Annotated in this window: 16 protein-coding genes; 7 read left to right on the top strand and 9 right to left on the bottom strand. The window is 76.9% G+C overall.

Going from position 1 to position 21,723, the window contains the following annotated elements; translation table 11 throughout:
• The first annotated feature begins 4 nt into the window (after positions 1 to 4).
• Positions 5 to 1,495, top strand: a complete 1,491-nt coding sequence (locus tag D7294_RS04535) for an FGGY family carbohydrate kinase (RefSeq protein ID WP_120675732.1) — start codon at positions 5 to 7, stop codon at positions 1,493 to 1,495.
• 32 nt (positions 1,496 to 1,527) lie between these two features.
• Here D7294_RS04535 and D7294_RS32845 read toward each other — a convergent pair whose 3' ends face one another.
• On the bottom strand, positions 1,528 to 2,349 hold the full coding sequence (locus D7294_RS32845; RefSeq protein ID WP_241562100.1) for a helix-turn-helix transcriptional regulator: 822 nt from the start codon (positions 2,347 to 2,349) through the stop codon (positions 1,528 to 1,530).
• A gap of 165 nt (positions 2,350 to 2,514) precedes the next feature.
• On the opposite strand from D7294_RS32845, the gene D7294_RS04525 reads away from it, so the two are divergent.
• Positions 2,515 to 3,369: an SDR family NAD(P)-dependent oxidoreductase gene (locus D7294_RS04525; RefSeq protein ID WP_120675729.1), complete on the top strand. Its 855-nt coding sequence runs from the start codon at positions 2,515 to 2,517 to the stop codon at positions 3,367 to 3,369.
• A 142-nt stretch (positions 3,370 to 3,511) separates the two neighbouring features.
• On the opposite strand, the gene D7294_RS04520 is transcribed toward D7294_RS04525, so the two are convergent.
• Complete coding sequence (locus D7294_RS04520) at positions 3,512 to 7,267, bottom strand: S8 family serine peptidase (RefSeq protein ID WP_120675727.1); 3,756 nt, start codon at positions 7,265 to 7,267, stop codon at positions 3,512 to 3,514.
• 230 nt (positions 7,268 to 7,497) lie between these two features.
• On the opposite strand from D7294_RS04520, the gene D7294_RS04515 reads away from it, so the two are divergent.
• On the top strand, positions 7,498 to 8,499 hold the full coding sequence (locus tag D7294_RS04515) for a helix-turn-helix transcriptional regulator (protein ID WP_120675725.1): 1,002 nt from the start codon (positions 7,498 to 7,500) through the stop codon (positions 8,497 to 8,499).
• 184 nt (positions 8,500 to 8,683) lie between these two features.
• On the opposite strand, the gene D7294_RS04510 is transcribed toward D7294_RS04515, so the two are convergent.
• The 3 genes from D7294_RS04510 to D7294_RS04500 all read right to left on the bottom strand — a co-directional run bounded on the left by D7294_RS04510 (position 8,684) and on the right by D7294_RS04500 (position 13,170).
• Positions 8,684 to 9,097 (bottom strand): nitrite reductase small subunit NirD, encoded by a 414-nt coding sequence (locus tag D7294_RS04510; RefSeq protein WP_120675723.1) that lies wholly within the window; start codon positions 9,095 to 9,097, stop codon positions 8,684 to 8,686.
• Positions 9,094 to 11,652, bottom strand: coding sequence for a nitrite reductase large subunit NirB (gene nirB / locus D7294_RS04505; RefSeq protein ID WP_241562136.1), 2,559 nt, complete (start codon positions 11,650 to 11,652; stop codon positions 9,094 to 9,096). The genes D7294_RS04510 and nirB overlap by 4 nt, the downstream gene beginning before the upstream one ends.
• 120 nt (positions 11,653 to 11,772) lie before the next feature.
• Complete coding sequence (locus tag D7294_RS04500) at positions 11,773 to 13,170, bottom strand: NAD(P)/FAD-dependent oxidoreductase (RefSeq protein ID WP_120675719.1); 1,398 nt, start codon at positions 13,168 to 13,170, stop codon at positions 11,773 to 11,775.
• Positions 13,171 to 13,350: 180 nt separating this feature from the next.
• Here D7294_RS04500 and D7294_RS04495 point away from each other — a divergent pair, with 180 nt between their 5' ends.
• The 3 genes from D7294_RS04495 to D7294_RS04485 all read left to right on the top strand — a co-directional run bounded on the left by D7294_RS04495 (position 13,351) and on the right by D7294_RS04485 (position 15,956).
• A complete protein-coding gene (locus D7294_RS04495) occupies positions 13,351 to 13,854 on the top strand; it encodes a MarR family winged helix-turn-helix transcriptional regulator (RefSeq protein WP_120675717.1) in 504 nt (167 codons plus the stop codon).
• Entirely contained in the window at positions 13,851 to 15,104 is a 1,254-nt protein-coding gene (locus D7294_RS04490; RefSeq protein WP_120675715.1) for an MFS transporter, read from the top strand. Before D7294_RS04495 ends, D7294_RS04490 begins: the two co-directional genes overlap by 4 nt.
• Before the next feature lie 309 nt (positions 15,105 to 15,413).
• Positions 15,414 to 15,956, top strand: coding sequence for a GNAT family N-acetyltransferase (locus D7294_RS04485; RefSeq protein WP_120675713.1), 543 nt, complete (start codon positions 15,414 to 15,416; stop codon positions 15,954 to 15,956).
• A gap of 37 nt (positions 15,957 to 15,993) precedes the next feature.
• On the opposite strand, the gene D7294_RS04480 is transcribed toward D7294_RS04485, so the two are convergent.
• Positions 15,994 to 16,623 carry a DUF1707 SHOCT-like domain-containing protein gene (locus D7294_RS04480; protein ID WP_158674565.1) on the bottom strand — a complete coding sequence of 210 codons (630 nt, stop codon included), beginning with the start codon at positions 16,621 to 16,623 and terminating at the stop codon, positions 15,994 to 15,996.
• A gap of 149 nt (positions 16,624 to 16,772) precedes the next feature.
• A complete protein-coding gene (locus tag D7294_RS04475; protein ID WP_120675711.1) occupies positions 16,773 to 17,708 on the bottom strand; it encodes an NmrA family NAD(P)-binding protein in 936 nt (311 codons plus the stop codon).
• A 222-nt stretch (positions 17,709 to 17,930) separates the two neighbouring features.
• Between D7294_RS04475 and D7294_RS04470 the strand changes: the two genes are divergently transcribed.
• Entirely contained in the window at positions 17,931 to 18,959 is a 1,029-nt protein-coding gene (locus D7294_RS04470) for an AraC family transcriptional regulator (RefSeq protein WP_120675709.1), read from the top strand.
• An 89-nt stretch (positions 18,960 to 19,048) separates the two neighbouring features.
• Here D7294_RS04470 and D7294_RS04465 read toward each other — a convergent pair whose 3' ends face one another.
• Entirely contained in the window at positions 19,049 to 19,429 is a 381-nt protein-coding gene (locus D7294_RS04465; protein ID WP_174248266.1) for a cupin domain-containing protein, read from the bottom strand.
• Positions 19,430 to 19,472: 43 nt separating this feature from the next.
• Positions 19,473 to 21,722, bottom strand: coding sequence for a molybdopterin oxidoreductase family protein (locus D7294_RS04460; protein WP_120675705.1), 2,250 nt, complete (start codon positions 21,720 to 21,722; stop codon positions 19,473 to 19,475).
• Position 21,723 lies beyond the last annotated feature (1 nt).

The raw sequence follows: 21,723 nt of genomic DNA, 5'->3' as shown, positions 1-21,723 counted from the left end.
CGTCATGGGAATTGTCGCCGGTCTAGACAGCTCGTCCGCCTACTCCCGCCTTGTCGTCTGCGACGCGGAGACGGGACAGGTCATCAGGCAGGCCCACGCCGACCATCCGGCCGGCGAGGCGACCCCGGAGAGCTGGCTGCTCTCGCTCGGCGAGGCGGCCGGCGGCGGGCTGCTGGAGGAGGTCACCGCGATCGGGGTGGCGGCGCAGCAGGGCGTGGTGGCCCTCGACGCGGACAGCCAGCCGGTGCGGCCTGCCCTGTGCGAGGCGGACGACCGGGCCCGTTCCGCCGCGCTCGGCCTGGTGGAGGCGCTGGGCGGGCGGGCGGCCTGGGCCGAGGCCGTCGGCTCGGTGCCTGAGGCGGGGCATCCGGTGACGCAGCTGCGGCGGCTGGCCAGAGAGGAGCCCGAGGCGGCCAGGCGGGCGACGACCGTACTGCAGCCCCAGGACTGGCTCGTGTGGCAGCTGCTCGGCCGGCCGCCGCGCTGGACGACGGACCGGGGCGCCGCCTCGGCGACCGGCTACTGGTCGGCCGTGGCCGAGTCCTGGCGCTACGAGCTGGCGGAGCTGGCGCTCGGCCACCCGGCGACGCTGCCCGAGGTGCTGGGCCCGGCCGAGGCCGCGGGGCGCACCCCTGAGGGGCTGCTGATCTCGGCGGGGACCGGCGTGACGATGGCCGCCGCCCTGGGCCTCGGGCTCGGTCCCGGCGACGCGGTGGTCTCGCTCGGCGCCTCCGGCTCGGTCTGCGCGGTGCACGACGAGGCCCTGACCGACCCCTCGGGCACCATCACCTCCTACGCCGACGCCACCGGCCGCCACCTGCCGGTGGTGCGGACCCTGAACGCGACCCGGGTGCTGCGCGGCGCCGCGGAGTTGCTCGGCCGCGACCTGGCCGGGCTCTCCGAGCTGGCCCTGAGCTCGACCCCGGGCGCGCACGGCCTGGTCCTGCTGCCCTACCTGGCGGGCGAGCGCACGCCGGAGTTGCCGCACACCGCGGGCACCCTGAGCGGGCTGCGGCGGGAGAGCATGAAGCCCGAGCACCTGGCGCGGGCGGCCTTCGAGGGCATGCTGTGCGGCCTCGCGGACGCCGCCGGGGTGCTGCGCGGGCGCGGGGTGCGGATCGAGCGGGTCTTCCTGCTGGGCGCGGCGGCCGAGCTGCCCGCGGTGCGGGAGCTGGCGCCCGCGCTGTTCGGCGCGACGGTGGTGGTCCCCGAGCCGGCCGACTACACGGCGCTGGGCGCGGCGCGCCAGGCCGCCTGGGCGCAGGGCGTGGCGGACGGCTCGCTCACGGCCGAGGAGCCGCCGCCGTGGCCCTCGGCGCGCGGGCTGACGCACGAGCCCGGCGAGGAGGACCTGGCGGTGGGCTCGGCCGTGCGCAAGCAGTTCGAGGCGGTGCGGGAGGAGACGCACCCGCACGCCTTCGGCAAGCCGGGCGAGGCGGCGGGGACCGAGGCGGCGGGGACCGAGGCGGCGGAGGCCGCCCCGGCCGAGGGCTGAACTCCGCGCCCGCGCCGCGGCGTTCGCGCCCCCTACCGCTCGCGCCAGCGGATGGCGAGCTGGGTGCGCGTGGTGGTGTGGGTCTTGGCCAGGACGCGGGTCAGGTGCTTCTTCACCGTGCCGACGCCGATGAACAGGCGGCGGGCCACCTGCTCGTTGGTCAGCCCCTGCACCACGAGCGCGGCCACCTCGCGCTCGCGCGGCGTGAGGCCGAACCCGTCGGCGGCCGAGGCGGCGGCCCGGTGCCTGGCCAGCTGGCCGGCCACGTGGGGCGCGAGGTGGCGGCTGAGCGCCCGCAGGGCGGCCAGGTCGCGCGCGGGGACGGGCCCAGGGCCCGCGACGGCGGCGCCCGCGAAGACCACGCCCTCGCTGCCGCCCTCGACCACCATGCCGACCCGGTCGGCGACGCCGTGCGGGGCGAGGAAGCGTTGCACGTAGTCGTGCCGTGCCCGGTCCCGGCCCGGGCAGAGCTCCCGGAGCGTCACGACGCGCCGCTGGGCCAGCAGGCGCCTCGCGGCGGCGCCGCGGAACGGGTCGGTGGCGGCGGCCCAGCGTTCGGCGTACCGGGCGAGGAACGCCCGCGAGTGGTCGCCGTGGCCGCCGTGCCCGGCGGGCAGCGCCTCGGCGAGGGTCCTGCCGTGCCCGACGGCCAGGGCGGGATAGCCGAACCAGTCCCGCAGGGCCGCGTGCAGGCCGCTGAGGAAGGCGCAGAGGTCGGGGGCCTGGTCGACGGACTCGATGAGGAGGAAGAGGCGGCGGTAGTCCCCGGGCGCCAGCGGGCCCTCCGGCAGCCGCCGGGGCGCTCGGGCCGCGGGGGCGGGGCGGTGCTTCCCGGGAGGTGATGCGGCAGCCACCCCGCCGTTATAAGCCGCCCGCCGCGGCGGGCACAAGGCGCGCCGGAGGCGGCGGGTGCCGCCCCGTCTCGCGGCGTTCCACCTTCGGGCCATGGCCGGGGCGGGGGTCCCGGCGGCATCGTCGGCGGTGGCAGTCGCCTACGCCCGCCGATCCGAGGAGTGCCCATGACCGCAGGAAAGCCGCCCGCCACGCCGCGCCGCTGGCTGATCACCGGGGCCAACAGCGGCCTCGGGGCCGCCTTCACCCGGGCGGCGCTGGACGCGGGCGACGCCGTGGTGGCCGGGGCGCGCCGCCCGGAGACCATGGCGGAGCTGGCCGCCGAACACCCGGAACGGCTGCGGGTGGTGCGGCTCGACGTGACCGAGCCCGCGCGCTGCGCGGCGGCCGTGGCGGCGGCGCAGGAGGCGTTCGGCGGGATCGACGTGCTGGTCAACAACGCCGGCAGCGGCCTGGTCTGCTCCTTCGAGGAGACGGCGGAGGAGGAGCTGCGGCGGCTGATGGAGGTGATGTTCTTCGGGCCGGCGCGGCTGACGAGGCTGGTGCTGCCGCAGCTGCGGGCGCGGCGCTCCGGCACGGTGGTGCAGGTCAGCAGCCTGGGCGGCCTGGTGGCCTTCGCCGGGACCAGCGCCTACAGCGCGGCCAAGGGCGCGCTTGAGCAGGCGAGCGAGGCGCTCGCGGCCGAGCTCGCGCCGCTCGGCGTCCGGGTGCTGCTCGTCGAACCCGGCTCGTTCCACACCGAGTTCGTCGGCACCACGCGCACCCCTGAGCCGCTGCCCGAGTACCGGGAGACGGTGGGGGCGCTGCGCGGCCGCTTCCACGACGTGCGGGGCAAGCAGCCTGGCGACCCGGACAAGGCGGCCAGGGCGCTGCTCACCGTCCTCGGCATGCCGAACCCGCCGCTGCGGCTGGTGCTGGGCGACGACGCGGTGGGCGGGGTCCGCGCGAAGCTCGGCGCCCTGGCCGCCGAGCTGGACGCGACGGCGGCGCTGGCGACGGGTGAGGCGATCGCCTTCGCCTGAACGCCCGCGCCGGGACCGGGGCCGTACCCCGCCCCCGGCCGCGCCCGCCCCGGGGCCGCGGCCACGGGGGCCCGCGGCGCGGGGCGGCGGGGTGGCGGGGCCGCGGGGTGGCGGGGCCCGGCGGGTCCCGCCACCCCGGGCCTCAGCCGCGGTCGAGGTAGGCGCGTTCCACGGTCTGGCGCACGCGGTTGCCCCGGTCGTCCGAGGCGGTGACCCGCAGCGTCACCCAGGCGTCACCGCGCAGCCCGGCGGGCCTGGCGAGCTCGGCGGCGAACGCGTTCCGGCCCCGCTCCCGCACCCGCACCGCGTCCGCGAAGGTCTCGCCGTCGTCGTAGGACACCTCCACCCGTACCGACACGCCGTGGGGCGCGGGCAGTCCCTCCTGGTGGCGGACGGACAGGCCGAGGGTGTGCCGGCGGCCTTCGTGCACCGTGTTGGCGGCGTCGGTTCCGGTCTCGTAGTCGAGCTGGAGCAGCGGCAGCGGCGTCTCCTGGGCGGCGGTGTCCGAGGAGAACCACCAGGAGGTCCGGGTGGCGGTGCCGAAGCGCCAGTCCTCCTCGGCCCGTTCCGTGTCCAGGTCGAGCCGGTAGTCCGCCCGGCCGGGCGCCACCTCGACGTCGGCTGAGGAGCCGGAGGCCCGCCCCGCCTCGGTCCCGTTCCGGTACAGCGTGGCCGTGGCGGTGCCCGGGCTCCAGTGGCCGTCGCCCGAGTCGGCGAAGGCCGGGATGCGCAGCCGCATCGTGTCGCCCACCCGGACCGTGGGGGTGGCGGTGCCCACCGGCACGGCCGGGCGCGTCACCGCCCCGAACCACTCCTCGGCGAGCCGCTCGCCCTGGTGGTAGGCGCGGGGGGCGTTGCGCATCGCCGTTCCCGTCACCGGGAAGCCGACCAGGTAGGGCACCGTGTAGTGCACGTAGTGCTGCCACACCGTGTCGCCCGCGGTGAGGTACTCGGTGCGGGTCGTCCCCATCGGCACGTACCGGGGCGGGTCGACCACGGCCGTGCTCTGGTAGGGCCGCCAGGCCAGGCGGTGCGCGGTGCCCCAGGCCGACCCGGTGTCCGCGTACGTGGTGCGTATCCGGGCGGTGTTGCGGGCCGAGACGGTGTCCTCGATGCGGGCGGGCAGCGCGTCGGTCTCCACCTGCATCACGTCGTACAGGTACGGGCTCTGTGCCGTGCCGGAGAAGACGACCTCGGTCCGCCGCCGCTCCGCGCGGCTCAGCAGCGCGGCGCCCTGGGCGGCGCCGATCCGCACCAGCGGCACCGACCACCGCGTCCCCGACGGGTTCCAGCGGCTCCACGGGGTGTGGCCCTCGTCCGCCACCAGCGCGACCGCCGCCACCCCGGCCTCGGCCGCGGCGGCCGTGAACTCGGCGTAGCCGCCTGGGTCGCCGCGCACGATCGCGAGCGCGCCGCGGGCCCCGCCGAAGTCGGGCGCGTCGGCGCTGCCCGCGTCGACGGCCCGCAGGGCGCTTCCTTGCCGGTCGAACAGCGGCGAGGAGGGCAGGTAGAAGGCGTCGAGGTCCGCCCCGCCGCGCACGCGCGCGGTCAGCAGCGGCGCGGTCAGCTGCCAGTGCACGGCGAACTCGAAGGAGCCCTCGGCGACGTGCGGCGCCGAGTTGACCATGAGCCGGGACTCGCCGATCGGGTACTGCACGAAGTTGCTCCAGCTGTGGCCGTCCAGCTCCCGGTGGGTCTGGAAGGTCAGGTAGGTGCGCTGCTCGGCGGGCTCGGGGGTGTTGATCGTGACCGGCCGGGTCTCCCGCATGTCGAGGGTGATGTCGGTGTCCTCGGTGACCGCCACCTCCGGCAGGTAGACCATGCGGTACTGCGGCAGGCCGTCGGCGTCCAGGCTCTCGGTGAAGTCGGCGAGCACGTAGGTGCCCTCCTCGACGTCCGCGCCGCGCCGCCCGTCGCGCACGTCGTAGCCGGCGAAGCCGTCGGGGCCCCAGATCAGCGGCAGGGCGCCGGGGATCGGCTCGCCCTCCTCATCGAGCACGGTCGGCGTGATCCGGTGCACGGGGCCGTTGACGACCAGGCCGACCGTGGTGTGGACGACGGTGCCGCCGTCGGGGGTGGCGGCGGTGACGTAGCCGTAGTAGTCGCCGCGCCCCACCCCGGCCGGGTCGGCCGTGAGCTCCACCTCGGCCGTGCCGCCCGCCGGAACCTCCACCGAGTCGGCCGACAGGGCGAGGGCGCCCTCGGGCAGTTCGCGGCCGCCCGCGGTCTCCAGGTGCGCCGTCAGGCGCAGGGTGAGCGGCGCGGAGGAGCCGTTGGTCCAGCGCAGCGTGGCGCTCTCGCCCGCCGTGTCGCCGCCCGCCTCGAAGGGGCCGAAGGCGAGGGTTCCGGTGGCGGTGAGCGGCCCGGTGACGGCGGCGCCCGCGTCGACGCGGCCGCCGCCCTGCTCGGTGACCAGGGTGCCGGGCGCCGGTTCCGCGGTGGAGATCAGCGCGTCCTTCAACGCGCCCGCGTCCCAGTCGGGATGGGCCTGGGCCAGCAGCGCGGCGGCGCCCGCCACGTGCGGGGTGGCCATGGAGGTGCCGGAGAGCGACGTGTACTGCTCGTCCACCGGGTCGCCCAGGGTCGTGCCGCTCGCCCGGGCGGCGACGATGCCGACGCCGGGCGCGGTGAGGTCGGGTTTGACCGCGCCGTCGCCCTCCCGGGGCCCGCGGCTGGAGAACGGGGCGAGGCCGTCCTCGCGGTCCACCGCGCCGACGGTCAGGGCCGCGTCGGCGGCGCCGGGCGAGCCGACCGTGCCGGGCCCCGCCTCGCCGTTGTTGCCCGCGGCCACCACGAACAACGCGCCGCTGCTCTCGGTCAGTTCGTTCAGCGCGAGGCTGAGCGGGTCGGTGCCGTCGGTGGCCGTGTCGTCGCCCAGGCTCATGTTGACGACGTCGGCGCCCTCGGCGGCGGCCCACTCCATGCCGGCGATCACCATCGAGTCGGTGCCGTAGCCGTCGTCCCCGAGCACCTTGCCGATCAGCAGGTCCGCGTCCGGTGCCACGCCCCGCCGCGCGCCGTCCGAGCCGGCGCCGCTGCCGCCGACGGTGGCGGCGACGTGGGTGCCGTGCCCGAACGCGTCCCCGGTGCTGCCGCTGCCGGAGAAGTCACGGGCCGCCGAGATCCGGCCCGCGAGGTCCGGGTGGTCCGCGTCCGCGCCGGTGTCGAGCACCGCGACCGTGACGCCGCTGCCGGTGAACCCCGCCTGCCACGCCTGGGGGGCGTTGATCTGGGCGGTGCTGCGGTCGAGTTCGGCCGCCACCCGGGCGTCGAGCCAGACGTGCGGGGCGGCCTCCGCCGCCGCCAGGGCCGCGCTCTCCTCGGCGGGGGCGGCCAGGGTGGCCCAGAACTCCCCGAGGTCGTCCGCGGCGATCCGCACCGACCTGGCGTCGATGCTCTCCAGCTCCAGGCTCGGCGCCGATCCGTCGTGCAGGGCCGTCAGCTCCCGGGCGGCCGACGCGGCCCGGCGGTGCCCGTCCCCCTGCGGGGCGGAGACGATCAGCGGCAGCGCGTCGGCGTGCGCCTCGTCGTAGCCCTGCGCGAGCAGCCCGCTCACGTCGAACAGCCGGGCGTCCAGGGTGCCGGTGGCGATCAGCGGCCAGGCGTCCGCGGGCAGCACGGTCAGCTCGCCGTCCTGTTCCCAGACCTGGAAGGTGACGTCCTCGCGGCCGGGCCCGGGCAGCACCTGGGCCGTCCGCCGCCCGCCGCCGGCGTCGGTGACCTCGACCGTGTCCCCGGTCACCAGCCGCACCCGCGCGGGCGCCGCCTCACCCGCGGCCTCCCGCGCGGAGGCGGTGGCGCCGGCGCCCTCCGCGGTCCGCGCCGCGGCCGGTGACACCACGCCGGCCAGCAGCAGCCCGGTCAGGATCGCCCCGGCCAGGGGGCTGGAACGTCTCATGGCAGCTTCACCTCACCTCTCGTTGGGCCCGCCGCGGGCAGGGGAAAGGCGGCGAGTTGCAGGACAGACTCGGCGCGCCGGGCGCGGCGTGTCACGCCCCTTCCGGTGTCGCAGTGGCGACATGTCTCCCTTACGACACGCGAGTTGCCGGTTTCGTACATAATTTCTCCGCAGAAGTCCGGGCAAGGGGGCCGCGGACCGGCGCGGACGGGCGGTGAGGGGAGCTGGGCATGCTGGAGGCGGCAGGGCTGGACGAGGACGAGGAGGCCGTCTACCGGCTGCTCGTGACGGTGCGCAGCGCCACCCCCGAGGAGATCGCACGGCGCGCCGGGCTCACGCCGGCGCGCACGCGTCAGGTGCTGGCGGGCCTGGAGGGCAAGGGGCTGGTGGAAGCCGCCGGGCGCGCGCCCGCCGCGTTCGCCGCCACGCCGCCCGACATCGCCCTGCTGCCGCAGCTCCAGCGGCGCGCCGACGCGGTGGAGCGGGCCAGGGCCGCCGTCACCGACCTGCTCGACACCTACCGGGGCACGCGGCGCCGCCACGACGCCGGGCAGCTGATCGAGGTGGTCACCGGGGCCCGCGCGCTCCGCGGCCACCTGCGGCGGATGCAGGAGGGCGCCCGGCACGAGATGCTGTGGTTCTGCAAGGCGCAGTACGTGGCCATGCCCTCGGGCAGCAACACCGACGAGTACGACGCCCTGGCCCGCGGGGTGCGCTACCGGGTGCTGTACGAGCGGGAGTTCTTCGACGACGCGGGCTCGGTCGAGAACGTGGCCGACGGCATCAGGGCGGGCGAAATGGCCCGCGCGGTGCCCACGCTGCCGCTGCGCCTGGCCATCGTGGACCGGGCCGTCGCCGTCTGCCCGCTGGTGCCTGGCGGTCCTCACGGCAGCGAGGAGGAGGTGACCGCGGCCATCGTCCGGGGCAGCAGCCTGCTGGACGCGCTGGTCGCCCTGTTCGAGCGGTACTGGGACGGCGGGGTGCCGTTGCGGGTCAGCGCCTCGGGCGAGGTGACCGGCACGGAGGGCACCGGGGGCGAGGGCTCCCTGGCGCCCGTCGACAGCCAGCTGCTCTCGCTGCTGGTCGCCGGGGTGACCGACAAGGCGATCGCCAGCCAGCTCGGGCTCAGCAGGCGGACGGTGCAGCGGCACGTCCAGCAGCTGATGGCCCGCACCGGCGCGGCCACCCGCATGCAGCTGGCCTGGCAGGCGGCCCGCCGCGGCCTCATCTGACCGGCCCGCCCGCCGGAGCCCGCCCCGCCACCGGGACCCCGACCGGGACCGCCCCGGCACCGGGACCGCCCCGGCGGGCGGGCGCGGGCGCGGGCCGCGGGACGCGGGCGTCGGGCAACCCGGCCGGCGCGCCGGGGGGGTTGGACCCCGGCGCGGGCGGGGGGCGGCTCGGGGCGGGTGCCGCTCAGGGCAGGTGGCGGGTGGCGTAGACCGGGACGGACTTCTCCGGGTCGTCCAGGCAGCGCCCCGTCGTCAGGTCGAAGCGCTGCTTGAGCAGCGGCGAGGCGACGAAGGGGCCGGCGCTGCCGGTGGAGCCGAGCAGGCCGCGGGAGAGGACGTAGGCGCCGGTGAACGGGTCGCGGTTGCCGATGGCGTACGTGCGGCCCCTGCGGTCGAGGAAGAGCGCGGCCTGCCCGCCGCCCGGCAGCAGCGCGGCCACCCCGCGGCCCGGGGTCAGCTGGGCGAGCCCGCAGACGGGCACCCACCGCCCGTCCGGGGTCTCGATCTCCACCGAGCCGGCCGCGGGCTCCGCCGGGCCTCCGGCGGGCTCCGCCGGCGCGTCCGCCGCGGGGTCGGCGTATCCGATCGTGCCGTTCATCGCGTGCTGCTCCCTTCCAGGGTGCGGACCGGCAGCGTGGGGCCGGCCAGGATGGTCAGGTCCGGCTTGACCTGCTCGCGTTCGGGAACGAACCTGACGGCCGGGTCGGGCGCGCCGGGCGCGTTCACGAAGGACACGAAACGGGCCAGCTTCTCGGGGTCGTCGAGCGTCTGGGCCCACTCGTCCCGGTAGTTCGCGACGTGCGCCGCCATCAGCTCCTCCAGTTCGGCGCAGATGCCGAGCGAGTCGTGCACCACCACGTCCCTGACGTGGTCGAGTCCGCCCTCGATGCGCTCCAGCCAGACCGAGGTGCGCTCCAGGCGGTCGGCGGTGCGGATGTAGAACATGAGGAAGCGGTCGATCAGCCGGACCAGTTCGGCGTCCGAGAGGTCCTGGGCGAGCAGGTCGGCGTGCCGCGGGGTGGCGCCGCCGTTGCCGCCGACGTACAGGTTCCAGCCGTTCGCGGTGGCGATCACGCCGAAGTCCTTGCCCATCGCCTCGGCGCACTCCCGGGCGCAGCCGGAGACCGCGGACTTCAGCTTGTGCGGGGAGCGCAGGCCCCGGTAGCGCAGCTCCAGGTCGATCGCCATCCGGACGCTGTCCTGCACCCCGTACCTGCACCAGGTCGAGCCGACACAGGACTTCACGGTGCGCAGGGCCTTGCCGTAGGCGTGGCCGGACTCGAATCCGGCGGCCACCAGCCGGGCCCAGATCTGCGGCAGCTGGTCAACGCGGGCGCCGAACATGTCGATGCGCTGCCCGCCGGTGATCTTGGTGTAGAGCCCGAAGTCCCGCGCCACCTCGCCGATGACGATCAGCTTCTCGGGGGAGATCTCGCCGCCGGGGACCCGGGGGACGATCGAATAGGAGCCGTTCTTCTGGAGGTTGGCCAGGAAGTGGTCGTTGGTGTCCTGGAGAGCGGCCTGCTCGCCGTCCAGGACGTGGCCCTGGGCGCCGATCGCCGGGGCGAGCGAGGCGATGATCGAGGCGACGGCCGGCTTGCAGATCTCGCAGCCCTCGCCGCCGCGGGCCTCCGGGCGGCCGTGGCCGTCGAGCAGCTCGCGGTAGGAGGTGAGGCGCAGCGCGAGGACGATCTCGTACAGCTCCTGCCTGGTGTGTGCGAAGCAGCCGCACAGGCCGGTGTCCACCTCGACCCCGGAGGCGGCGAGCTCGTCGTTCACGAGCTGGCCCAGGACCTTGAGGCAACTCCCGCAGCCGGTGCCCGCCTTGGTGCACTTCTTGACCTCGGGCACGCTGGAGCAGCCCTGGGCGGAGACGGCGGCCCTGATGGTGCCCTTGGTGACGTTGTGGCAGTTGCAGACGACCGCCTCGTCGGGCAGCGCGGCCGGGCCGAGCGCGGTGGGCGGCGCCAGCCCGGCGGGCAGCACCAGCTGTTCCGGCGCGGCGGGCGGCACCGAGCCGGTCAGCGGGCGCAGCAGCCCGTACGCCTCCGCGTCGCCGACGAGGACGCCGCCGAGCAGGGTGCCGTCCCGGCCGATGACGAGCTTCTTGTAGATGCCGGAGCGGGAGTCCGCGTACACGACGTCGAGGCAGCCCTCCGCGGTGCCGTGCGCGTCGCCGAAGGAGGCGACGTCGACGCCGAGGAGCTTCAGCTTGGTCGAGGTGTCGGCCCCGGTGAACCCGGCGCCGGCCGGGGCGGCGGCGGCGAGGGTCTCGCCGGCGGTGGCGGCCATCTCGTAGCCGGGGGCGACGAGCCCGTACACCATGCCGTCCGCGGCGCGGGCACACTCGCCGATGGCGAAGACGGCCGGGTCGGCGGTGCGGCAGCGCTCGTCGATCACGATGCCGCCGCGCTCGCCGACGGGGAGGCCGGCGGCGCGGGCGAGTTCGTCGCGTGGCCGCACGCCGGCGGAGAAGATCACCAGGTCGGTGGGGACGGTGGCGCCGTCGGAGAGGACCATGCCGGTCACCGCGCCGTCCTCGCCCGCGGTGATCTCCTGGCCGCCGACGCCGGTGTGCACGACGAGGCCGAGGTCCTCGACGGTCCGCCGCAGCGCGGCGCCGCCGCCCTCGTCGACCTGGAGGGCCATCAGGCGGGGGTGGAACTCGACGATGTGGGTTTCGAGGCCCAGGCCCTTCAGCGCCCCCGCCGCCTCCAGGCCGAGCAGGCCGCCGCCGACGACGAGGCCGGTGCGCGCGCCCTCCGCGTACGCCCTGATCGCCTCCAGGTCCTCGATGGTGCGGTAGACGAAGCAGCCGGTGGCCTCCCGGCCGGGGACCGGCGGCACGAAGGGGAAGGAGCCGGTGGCCAGGACCAGGGTGTCGTAGCGGAAGACGCGGCCGGAGCGCGCGGTGACGGTGCGGGCCTCGCGGTCCACGGCGGTGGCCGGGTCGCCCAGGTGCAGCTCGATGCCGTGCTCGGCCATGAACCCCTCGGGCACGAGGGAGAGTTCCTCGGCCGCGGTGCCGCCGAACCAGGAGGTGAGGTGGACCCGGTCGTAGGCCGGGCGCGGCTCCTCGCACAGCACGACGACGCGGGCCCTGCCGGTCACGCCCCGGTCGGCGAGCTCCTCCAGGAACCGCTGGCCGACCATGCCGTGGCCGACCAGGACGATGGTCTCCTTCTCCGCGGAGGTGCCCGCGGCGTCCGCGGCGCCCGTGGTCGGGGCGGTGCGGGCGGCGCCGGTGCGGGCGGCGGTGGCGGTGGACATGCGTCAGTACCCTCCGTCGTGAGTGAGCAGGTGCAGCAGGGGGGCGGTGGCGGGCAGCGGCTGGTCGGCCTCCCAGGTGCCGGCCAGGGTGCCGACGCTGCCGAGATCGCCGAGCAGGATGCCCCCGCGCAGCCGATCGCCGCGGACGACGAGCTTGCGGTACGCGCCGCGGGTGCCGTCTGCCAGGTGCACGACGTCGTCGCCCGGCATCGGCGTGGTGCGGCCGAAGGCCGCCAGGTCGAGGGGGCCCTCGCGCGGGGTCCCCTCGTGGGTCCCCTCGCGCGGCGTCCCCTCGCGCGGGGTGCCCTCGTGCAGGGTCAGCCGGACCAGGGCGCGGGTTCCGCGGTAGCGGGCGCCCGGCCGTGTGGTGAGGAGGCCGGCCAGGACGTCGGCCTGGTCCTGGGCGGGCTGGGCCAGGCCGTAGAGGAGGCCGCCGTGCTCGGCGCAGTCGCCGATGGCGTGCACGGCCGGGTCCGAGGTGGCCAGCCGGTCGTCGACGGCGACGCCGCCGTGCGGACCGAGGTCGAGCCCCGCGGCCCTGGCCAGGCCGGCGCGCGGGCGGACCCCGCAGGCCAGCACGACCAGGTCGGCGTCGAGGCGGTAGCCGTCGGCGAGTTCCACGGCGGTCACGGCGGGGGCCTTGGCCGCGGGATCGCCGGGGGCGCTGTGCAGGCGCCTGGCCCGGCACTCGGTGTGGACCTCCACGCCGCTCGCGGTCAGGTGGGCGCGCAGCAGGGCGGCGGCGCCCCGGTCCAGCTGCCGCTCCATGAGGTGCTCGCCCTGGTGGGCGAGGACGACGCGGGCGCCGCGGCGGGTCAGGGCCTGGGCGGCGAGCACGCCGAGCAGCCCGCCGCCGATCACCACCGCGCGCGGCGCGCCAGGGACGGCGGCGCTTCCGTGGCCGGCGGTGCTCCCGGGGCCCGTGGCGCTTCCGTGGCCGGCGACGCTCTCGGGGACGGCGGCGCTCTCGGTCAGGGCGCGGTCGAGGGCGAGGCAGTCGTCCAGGGTGCGGAAGGCGTACACGCGCTCGGGCAGGCCGGGCGCGCCGGCGCGCACCAGCGGCGGCAGGACGGCGCTCGCGCCGGTGGCGAGCACCAGCGTGTCGTACGCCACCTCCGCGCCGTCCTCGCACACCACGCGTCGCGCGGCGCGGTCGATGCGCGCCACCCGGGTGCCGGCCCGCCAGCTGACGCTCTCCGCGGGCCGCGGGAGCGCGATCACCTCGGCGGGGTACCTGCGGGCCAGGACGTCGGCGAGCAGCACCCGGTTGTAGGCGGGGTGCGGCTCCTCGGCCAGCACGGTGACCGCGGGGCCGCCGCCGGGGGCGGCGCCGAGATGCCGGGCGAGCCGGGCGCCGGCCATCCCGCCGCCCACGATCACCACCTGTTCTTGCCTGGCCATGTCCAGCAGGGTGCGTGGCCGCTGTTACCCGGCCGCATCACGTCCGTTTCCCTGAGGCAACGCTGCCCTCAGCGCCCCCGGGCCCGGGGTGTGAGCCCTGCCCTGGGCAACGATCCGGCCCCCGCCCGCCCGCCGCCCCGGCCCCCACCAAAATACATAAGCACATGATATAAAGGTGTTATGGATCTCTCCACGGAGACGGCGAACGCGCTGCAACGCCTCTTCCGGCTGTTCCGGAGGCTGAGCGCCCCGAGCGAGCTCTCGCTCACCGCCGTGTCGACCCTGTCCACGCTCGAGCGGACGGGGCCGCACCGGCTGACCGAGCTGGCCGCCCGCGAGGGCGTGACCCAGCCCGCGATGACGCAGCTCGTCTCCCGGCTCCAGGAGGCGGGCCTCGCCGCCCGCGCCACCGACCCCTCCGACGGCCGCGTGGTCCTGGTCCACCTCACGGAAGCGGGCCGGGCGACCCTCGCCCGCCGCCGTGAACTGCGCGCCGAGCGGCTGAAGGAGCTGCTCGACCGGCTGAGCCCGGACGAGAGGTCCGCCCTCGCCGCCGCGCTTCCCGCCATCGACGCGCTCACCCGGCTGGAGCCGGAGGAGCAGCCTCGCCCCGGCGCGACCGCTTCCCCACCCGCTCCCGTCCCCGACCCCACCCCCGACGTCCCCAACGGAGCACCTACATGAGTGGCCCTTCCGCAGGGCAGACAGCCAGCGTCAGTCCGTTCAAGCAGCCCAAGGCGGTCTTCGCGGTCGCCTTCGCCTGCGTGGTCTCGTTCATGGGGATCGGCCTCGTGGACCCGATCCTGCCCGCCATATCCGAGGACCTCGACGCCTCGCCGAGCCAGGTCACCCTGCTGTTCACCAGCTACCTGGTGGTGACGGCGGTCGCCATGCTGATCACCGGCTGGGTCTCCAGCCGCATCGGCGCCAAGCGCACCCTGGTCGTCGGCCTGGTCGTCATCGTCATCTTCAGCGCCCTGGCCGGAGCCTCGGGCAGCATCAACGGCATCGTCGGCTTCCGCGCCGGGTGGGGCGTGGGCAACGCCCTGTTCATCGCCACCTCGCTGGCCGTCATCGTGGCCTCCGCGAGCGGCGGGTTCAGCGGCGCCATCATCCTCTACGAAACGGCCCTCGGCCTGGGCATCGCCGTCGGCCCGCTGCTGGGCGGCCTGCTCGGCGACGTCAGCTGGCGCGGCCCCTTCTTCGGCGTCTCCGCCCTGATGGCCATCGCCCTGATCGCCACCCTGATCCTCGTCGAGCCCCTGCCCACCCCCGCGCGCAAGACGAGCCTGGCCGACCCGCTGCGCGCGCTGCGGCACCGCGGGCTGCTCACCCTCTCGCTCACCGCCCTCTGCTACAACTGGGCCTTCTTCACCGTCCTCGGCTACGCCCCCTTCCCCATGGGGCTCAGCGCCATCAGGCTCGGCCTGGTCTTCACCGGCTGGGGCATCCTCGTCGCCTTCTTCTCCGTCTTCGGCGCCCCCTGGCTCCAGCGCCGCCTGGGCCTGGCCAGGACCCTCTACGCGAACCTGGCGCTGTTCGCCGTGGTCATCCTCGTCATCGCGATCTGGACCACGCACGTGGCCGTCCTGGTCACCGCGGTGATCGTGGCGGGCGTCTTCATCGGCATCAACAACACGGTGACCACCCAGGCCGTGATGACCGTCGCCCCGGTCGAGCGGCCCGTGGCCTCCGCCGCCTACGGCTTCGTCCGCTTCATCGGCGGCGGCCTCGCGCCCTACGCGGCGGGCAAGCTGGTCGAGGCGACCAACATCCACGTGCCGTTCTACCTCGGCGCCGGCACCCTGCTGCTCGGCATCGCCATCCTGGCCACCGCCCACCAGCTGCTCAACGAGACGGAGCGGGCACAGCGCGGCGAGCAGGCCGCCGCCCAGGGCAGGCCCGCGGAACGCCAGCCCGACCCGGCGCGGTAACCGCGCGCCCGGCAGCCCCCGGCCCTCCCCCGGGGCCGCCCACGGCCCGGCGGCAGGCCGGAACCGCGGGCGGCCCCGGCGCGTCTCACCGGCCGGCCGGGCGCGCGGGGCCCTGCGGGCGGGAGCCTGTGCGCGGGGCCCGTGCGCGGGACGCGGGTCGGGGGCGCGTCGGTGGGCCGGTGGGTTAAGCGGCTCCGAGTTGTCCCTTATCTCAGGCTTAACTCCCCTTGCTTTGAAGGGAGTTGGCCATAGGCTCCCCGGCCGGACGACCAGCGTGGGCCAGCAGGGGAAGCCGGGAGGAGCGCCCGAATGAGCCGGATGCACACCGCCCACACCGCCGAACTGGACGCGGCCACGCGGCGGGCGGCCCGCGCGCTCCTGGAGGACGCCTTCGCCGGGGACTTCACCGCCCACGACTGGGAGCACGCCCTCGGCGGAACCCACGCCCTGCTGTGGGAGGGCGCCGAGCTGATCGGGCACGCCGCCCTCGTGCAGCGCCGCCTGCTGCACGGCGGCCGGGCCCTGCGCACCGGCTACGTGGAGGCCGTGGCCGTGCGGGCGGACCGGCGGCGGCGCGGGCACGGGGCCGCGCTGATGGGGGCGCTGGAGCGGCTGATACGGGGCGCGTACGAGCTGGGGGCGCTCTCAGCGGCCGAGGGCGCCGGGGAGTTCTACGCCGCCCGCGGCTGGCGGCGGTGGGGCGGGCCGACCTTCGCCCTCACCCCGCTGGGCATCGCGCGCACCCAGGAGGACGACGGCGGGATCTACGTCTACCCGGAGGCCGGCGGGCCGCCGCGCCTGGACACCTCGGGGGAGCTGGTCTGCGACTGGCGCGACGGCGAGGTCTGGTAGCGGCGCCTGGCCCCGGCGGCGGGCGCGGAACCCGGGGTCAGCGGCCCTCTTTGCAGCGGACGTGCAGGGCGCCCCACAGCACGCGGCCGGTCAGGTGGACGACGGGGGCCTCGGGGTCCGTCACCTCCGTCACCCTGCGGTCGATGCGGGTGCGGCCGGAGAAGGTGGTGCCCGAGTGCACGACGCGCACGCCAGGCGGCACGGTGAGGGTCACGCCCCCCATCACGCACAGCACCCGGACCTCCACGGACCTGTGCGTCAGCACGGCCCGCCTGAGGTCGAGGTGCACGCCGCCGTGCACCGCGGCGACCCGGGTCTGCGGGCCGAGCAGCCAGCGCCCGTCGCGGGAGGCGCCGCGGAAGACGGCCACGACCCGGTCGACCTCGCCCTCCGTGGCCGCCGCGGCGCCCTCGTCCACCACGAGGCCGCGCCCCGGGCCGGCCACGGCGGGCGGGCGGCGCTGCAAATCGGCGGTGAGCGGGGCGAGTTCCCCCAGGGTCTTGGCCGCGAACACCGCGTCGAGGCGTTCGCCGTGTTCCTCCACGGTCAGCCGCCCGTCGGCGAGGCCCTCGCCGATGAGGCGCGCGGCCTGCTCGCGGTCGGCGTCGGAGGCGCGCTGCCGCGCCACGGCGTCGTCCTGCGGTGTGTCGTTCGCGGCGGCACTCACGGCGCCAAGGTAACACCGGGCGGGCGGCCGGTGGCAGCCCGTCGCCCGCCCTCCCCGGGTCCCGCGCAGGTCCTTCGCTTCCCGGATCTCCCCCGTTTCACCGGCGCCTTCCGCGCGGGCGCCCTGCCCCGGAGGCGGCCCGGCCGGGCTCAGGACCAGGCGCCCGCCGCGGCGGCGGCGCGGGCGTAGGCGGTGAACTCCCGGGCGGGGCGGCCGAGTACGGCCTCGACGTCCCCGGTGGGCGCGGCGTTGCGGCCGTCGAGCACCTGGGAGAACAGCTCGCTCAGCAGCCCCGCCACCTCGGGCGGCAGCCCCTGGGCCGCCAGCAGGCCGGCGTACGCGCCCGGGGCGCTCGGCCGGTAGCGCACCTCGCGGCCCGCCGCCGCGGAGATCCGCGCGGCGGCCTCCTCCAGGCTCAGCGCGCGCGGGCCCGTCAGCTCGTAGACGCGGCCGGCGTGCGCGCCGTCCGGGGCGGTCAGCGCCGCGGCCGCCACGTCGGCGATGTCCTCGGCGTCCACGAAGGGCTCCACCAGGCCGGGCACCGCCGGCAGCGTGAACTCCCCCGCCCGCACCTCGTGGACCAGGAACTCCTCGCTGAAGTTCTGCGCGAACCAGCTGGCCCGCAGCACCGTCCACCCGGTCCCGGCCTCCCGCACCGCACGCTCGGCCGCCGCGGCGCCCTCCATGCCGCGCCCGGACAGCAGCACCAGCCTGCGCACGCCGCGCGCCGCGGCGAGCCGCGCGAAGGCGCCGAGGGCGTCCGCGGCCTCGGGCGCGGTGATGTCCGGGTAGTAGGCGAGGTAGGCGGCCTCCACGCCGTCGAGCGCGGGCCCCCAGCTCTCCGGACGTGACCAGTCGAAGGCGACGGCATCCCGGCCGGCCGGGTTGCGGGTGCCGATCCTGGCGCCGGCCAGGCGGGCCGCGACCCGGCGGCCGGTCTTGCCGGTGCCGCTCGCCACCAGGACGCGCGCCTGCGCCCGCGGCTCCTCCGCGGCGCCGGAACCGGCCCCCGGGCCCGGTGCGCCCGCCTCCCGCGCCGCCGCCTCGCTCGCCCGCGCCCCGGGTGCCCTCGTGTCATTCGCCATGGCCTTCTCTCCCTCGCCGTCCCTGCGCGCCCCTGCACGTCCGTGCGGAGGCAGCGGTGTCCTCGCGCGCCGTCGTGGCCGGCACCTGCCGGCACCCGGGCCCTGGCCCGGTGCGCTGCTCATGGCTCAAGTCCAGCCCGCCGCGGGCGAGATGCCCATGGCCGAGGCGCTCGGCCGCATACGCCGCCGTCCACGGACCCCCGGCCGCCTAGGCTTGCGGGCATGGATGCACTGGCCAGCCTGCTGGAGGGGCCGCGGGCACGCGGCGCCTTCCTGCTGCGTACGCTGCTCGCCCCGCCGTGGGCCCTGCGGGTCGCGGACCAGGCCCCGCTGACCGTGTTGTGCGTGACGCGGGGCGAGGCGTGGATCGTTCCGGAGCCCGAGCCGGGCGCGGGGCAGGGTGGCGGGCCGGGCGAGGGGCCGGACGCGGCGGGCGGGCCGGCCCGCCGGGAGGCCCCCCAGCGGCTCGGTCCCGGGGACGTCGCGCTGGTGCGCGGCCCCACGCCCTACGTGGTCGCCGACGCGCCGGGCACCGCCCCCTCCGCGACGGTGCTGCCCGGCGGCTGCTGCGTGGCCCCCGACGGCACCGACCTGTGCGAGGCCCTCGACCTGGGGCTGCGCACCTGGGGCACCGTGCCCCCGGAGGGCGCCGGGCGGGAGACGACGGAGCTGCTGGTCGGCACGTACCAGCTGCGGGGCGAGGTCACCGGGGGGCTCACCCGGGCCCTGCCGCGGGTCCTCACGCTGCCCGCCGCCGACTGGGACCGGCCCCTGGTGCCGCTGCTCGCCGCCGAGATCACCAGGGACGCGCCCGGCCAGGAGGCCGTCCTCGACCGGCTGCTCGACCTGCTGGTGATATCCGTGCTGCGGTCCTGGTTCGCCAGGCCGCAGGCCGCCGCCCCCGAGTGGTACCGGGCGCACGGCGACCCGGTGGTGGGCCGGGCGCTGCGGCTGATGCACGACCTGCCCGCGCACCCGTGGACGGTGGCCTCCCTGGCGGCGAAGGCGGGCGTGTCGCGGGCCGCGCTGGCCAGGCGCTTCACCACGCTGGTCGGCGAGCCGCCGATGACCTACCTCACCAACCGCCGGCTCGACCTGGCCGCGGAGCTGCTGCGGGAGCCGGAGACGACGCTGGCCGGGGTGGCGCGCCGGGTCGGGTACGGCAGCGCCTTCGCGCTGAGCGCGGCGTTCAAGCGGGAGCGCGGGGTGTCCCCCGCCAGGCACCGCGAGGGCGCGCGCCCGCAGGGCTGAGGAACCGGGAGCGGCCGGCAGCGGCGGAGGCGACCGGGAACGGGGGCCGGCGGCGGGAGCGGCGGGGAGCGGCGGGGGCCGTGGGCCGGTCAGGCGATGTTCGGGTGGCGGCGGGCGTCGGTGACCTGAAGCGGCTCCGGGGTCGCCGTGACCGAGGTGAGCAGCAGCACCGAGTCCTGGAGCGCCCGGACGCTGTGCCGCGACTGGGGAATCCCGGCCAGCTGCCCGGCCTCAAGCTCCGCCTCCCAGCCCTCCCTGGCCTCCACCCGCACCAGGCCGCGCAGCACCTGCAGGCTCGCCGCGGGCGGCGCGTTGTGCTCCTCCAGCTCCGAGCCCGCGGTCAGCGCGATCACGCTCTGCCGCAACGGCCCGTCGTGCAGGAAAAGGTGGGCGCTGCGGCCGTGCTCCGCCTGACGGGCGAGGGCCAGGTACTCCTCGGCGAGCCGGGTGAGGTCTTCCATGCCGTCCATCCTGCCGCGCGGCGCGCGGCCCGCAACTCGGGCGCCCCGCCGCTCAGTCCGGCTCCGCCGGCTCCACCCGCACCGCGCACACCTTGAACTCCGGCATCCGGGACACCGGGTCGAGCGCGGGGTTGGTCACCGTGTTGGCCCGGCCCTCTCCCGGCCAGTGGAACGGCATGAACACGGTGTCCGCCCTGATGTCCCGGCTGATCCTGGCCGGGGCCACGGCCCGGCCGCGCCGGGAGATCACGGCGAGCCGGTCGCCCTCGGCCGCGCCGATCCGCTCGGCCAGCCGCGGGTGGAGCTGGACGAACGGGCCGGGGGCCGCCGCGTTCAGCTCGGCCACCCGCCTGGTCTGCGCGCCCGACTGGTACTGCGCGAGCACCCGGCCCGTGGTGAGCAGCAGCGGGTACTCCTCGTTCGGCTCCTCGGCCGCCGGGCGGTGCGTCACCTCGGCGAACCTGGCCCTGCCGTCCGGGGTGGCGAACCGGTCGAGGAACAGCCTGGGGGTGCCCGGGTGCGGCGGGTCAGCCGGGTCGGCGGGCTGCGGGCAGGGCCAGAAGACGCCGTCCTCCTCGGCGATCCGCCGGTAGGTGATCCCCGAGTAGTCCGCCCTGCCGCCGGCCGAGGCGCGCCGCAGCTCCTCGAAGACCTCCTCCGGGTCGGCAGGGAAGCCCTTCTCCCAGCCGAGCCGCGCGGCGAGCGCGTGCAGGATCTCCAGGTCGCCGCGGCAGCCGGGCGGCGGCGCCACGGCCCTGCGGCGCAGCAGCACCCTGCCCTCCAGGTTGGTGAGGGTGCCGGTCTCCTCGGCCCACTGGGTCACCGGGAGCACCACGTCGGCCAGCCGCGCCGTCTCCGAGAGCACCACGTCGCACACGGCGAGGAAGTCCAGGGCCGCGGCCCGCTCGGCGACGTGCGCGGCGCGCGGGGCGGACACCACCGGGTTGGAGCCCATGAGCAGCAGCGCCCTGATCCCGTCGGGCGTGTCCCGGCCCAGCGCGTCCAGCAGCTCGTAGGCGCTGCGGCCGGGGCCCGGCAGCTCCTGTGGGTCGACGCCCCACACGGCGGCCACGTGGGCGCGGGCCGCCGGGTCGGTCAGCAGCCGGTAGCCGGGCAGCTGGTCGGCCTTCTGCCCGTGCTCGCGCCCGCCCTGGCCGTTGCCCTGGCCGGTGAGGCAGCCGTAGCCGGAGTGGGGGCGGCCCGCGCGCCCGGTGGCCAGGCACAGGTTGATCCAGGCGCCGACGGTGTCGGTGCCCTTGGACTGCTGCTCCGGGCCGCGGGCGGTGAGCACCATGCCGCTCTCCGGCTCGCAGAACATCCGCACGGCGGCGCGGAGTTGGGGAACGGGCACCCCCGTGACCCGTTCCACGTACTCCGGCCAGTGCGCCATCGCGGCGGCCCTGGCCGCCTCCCAGCCCGTGGTGCGCTCCGCGATGAACTCCTCGTCGGTCCTGCCCTCGGCCACCACCAGGTGCAGCAGCCCGAGGGCGAGCGCCAGGTCGGTGCCGGGCCGGGGCGCGAGGTGCAGGTCGGCCTGCTCGGCGGTCCTGGTGCGGCGCGGGTCCACGACGATCAGCCTGCCGCCGCGCTCGCGCAGCTCCGTGAAGTAGCGCAGGGCGGGCGGCATGGTCTCGGCCGGGTTGGCGCCGACGAGGATGACGCAGCCGGTGCGGGGGATGTCGGCGAGCGGGAACGGCAGCCCGCGGTCCACGCCGAAGGCGCGGGTGCCGGCCGCCGCGGCCGAGGACATGCAGAAGCGGCCGTTGTAGTCGATCTGGGAGGTGCCGAGGACCAGCCGGGCGAACTTGCCGAGCGCGTACGCCTTCTCGTTCGTCAGCCCGCCGCCGCCGAAGACGGCGACCGCGTCCCGGCCGTGCCGCTCGCGGGCGCGGCCGAGGCCCGCCGCGACCAGGTCGAGCGCCTCCTCCCAGCCGGCCGGCTCCAGCGCGCCGCCCGGCTCCCGGCGCACCAGCGGCTCGGTGAGGCGCGCCCCGGGCGCGAGGACCGCGGGTGCCGTGCGCCCCTTGCCGCACAGCGCCCCCCGGTTCACCGGGAACGCGGCGCGTTCCCGCACGTCGAGCCCGCCGGGGGCGCTGGGGTCGGGCAGCAGGCTCATCCCGCACTGGAGCGCGCAGTACGGGCAGTGCGTGTCCGTGGCCGAGTCCCGGCGCGGCCCCGTGGCGGCCGGGCGGGCGGCGGCTTCGGGGCCGGAGGCGGCGCCCGGGCCTGGCGCGGCGGGGGGCGGGGGCGGTGCGGCGGGGAGGCGGGGGCCCGCGCCCGCGCCTGCCGGGTCGGTGCTCATG

The sequence above is a fragment of the Streptomyces hoynatensis genome, assembly GCF_003626535.1.
In the GTDB taxonomy this organism is placed as follows: Bacteria; Actinomycetota; Actinomycetes; order Streptomycetales; family Streptomycetaceae; genus Streptomyces; species Streptomyces hoynatensis.
The sequence above is the reverse complement of the archived record's forward strand: the minus strand, read 5'-3'. Positions and strand labels throughout refer to the sequence as shown.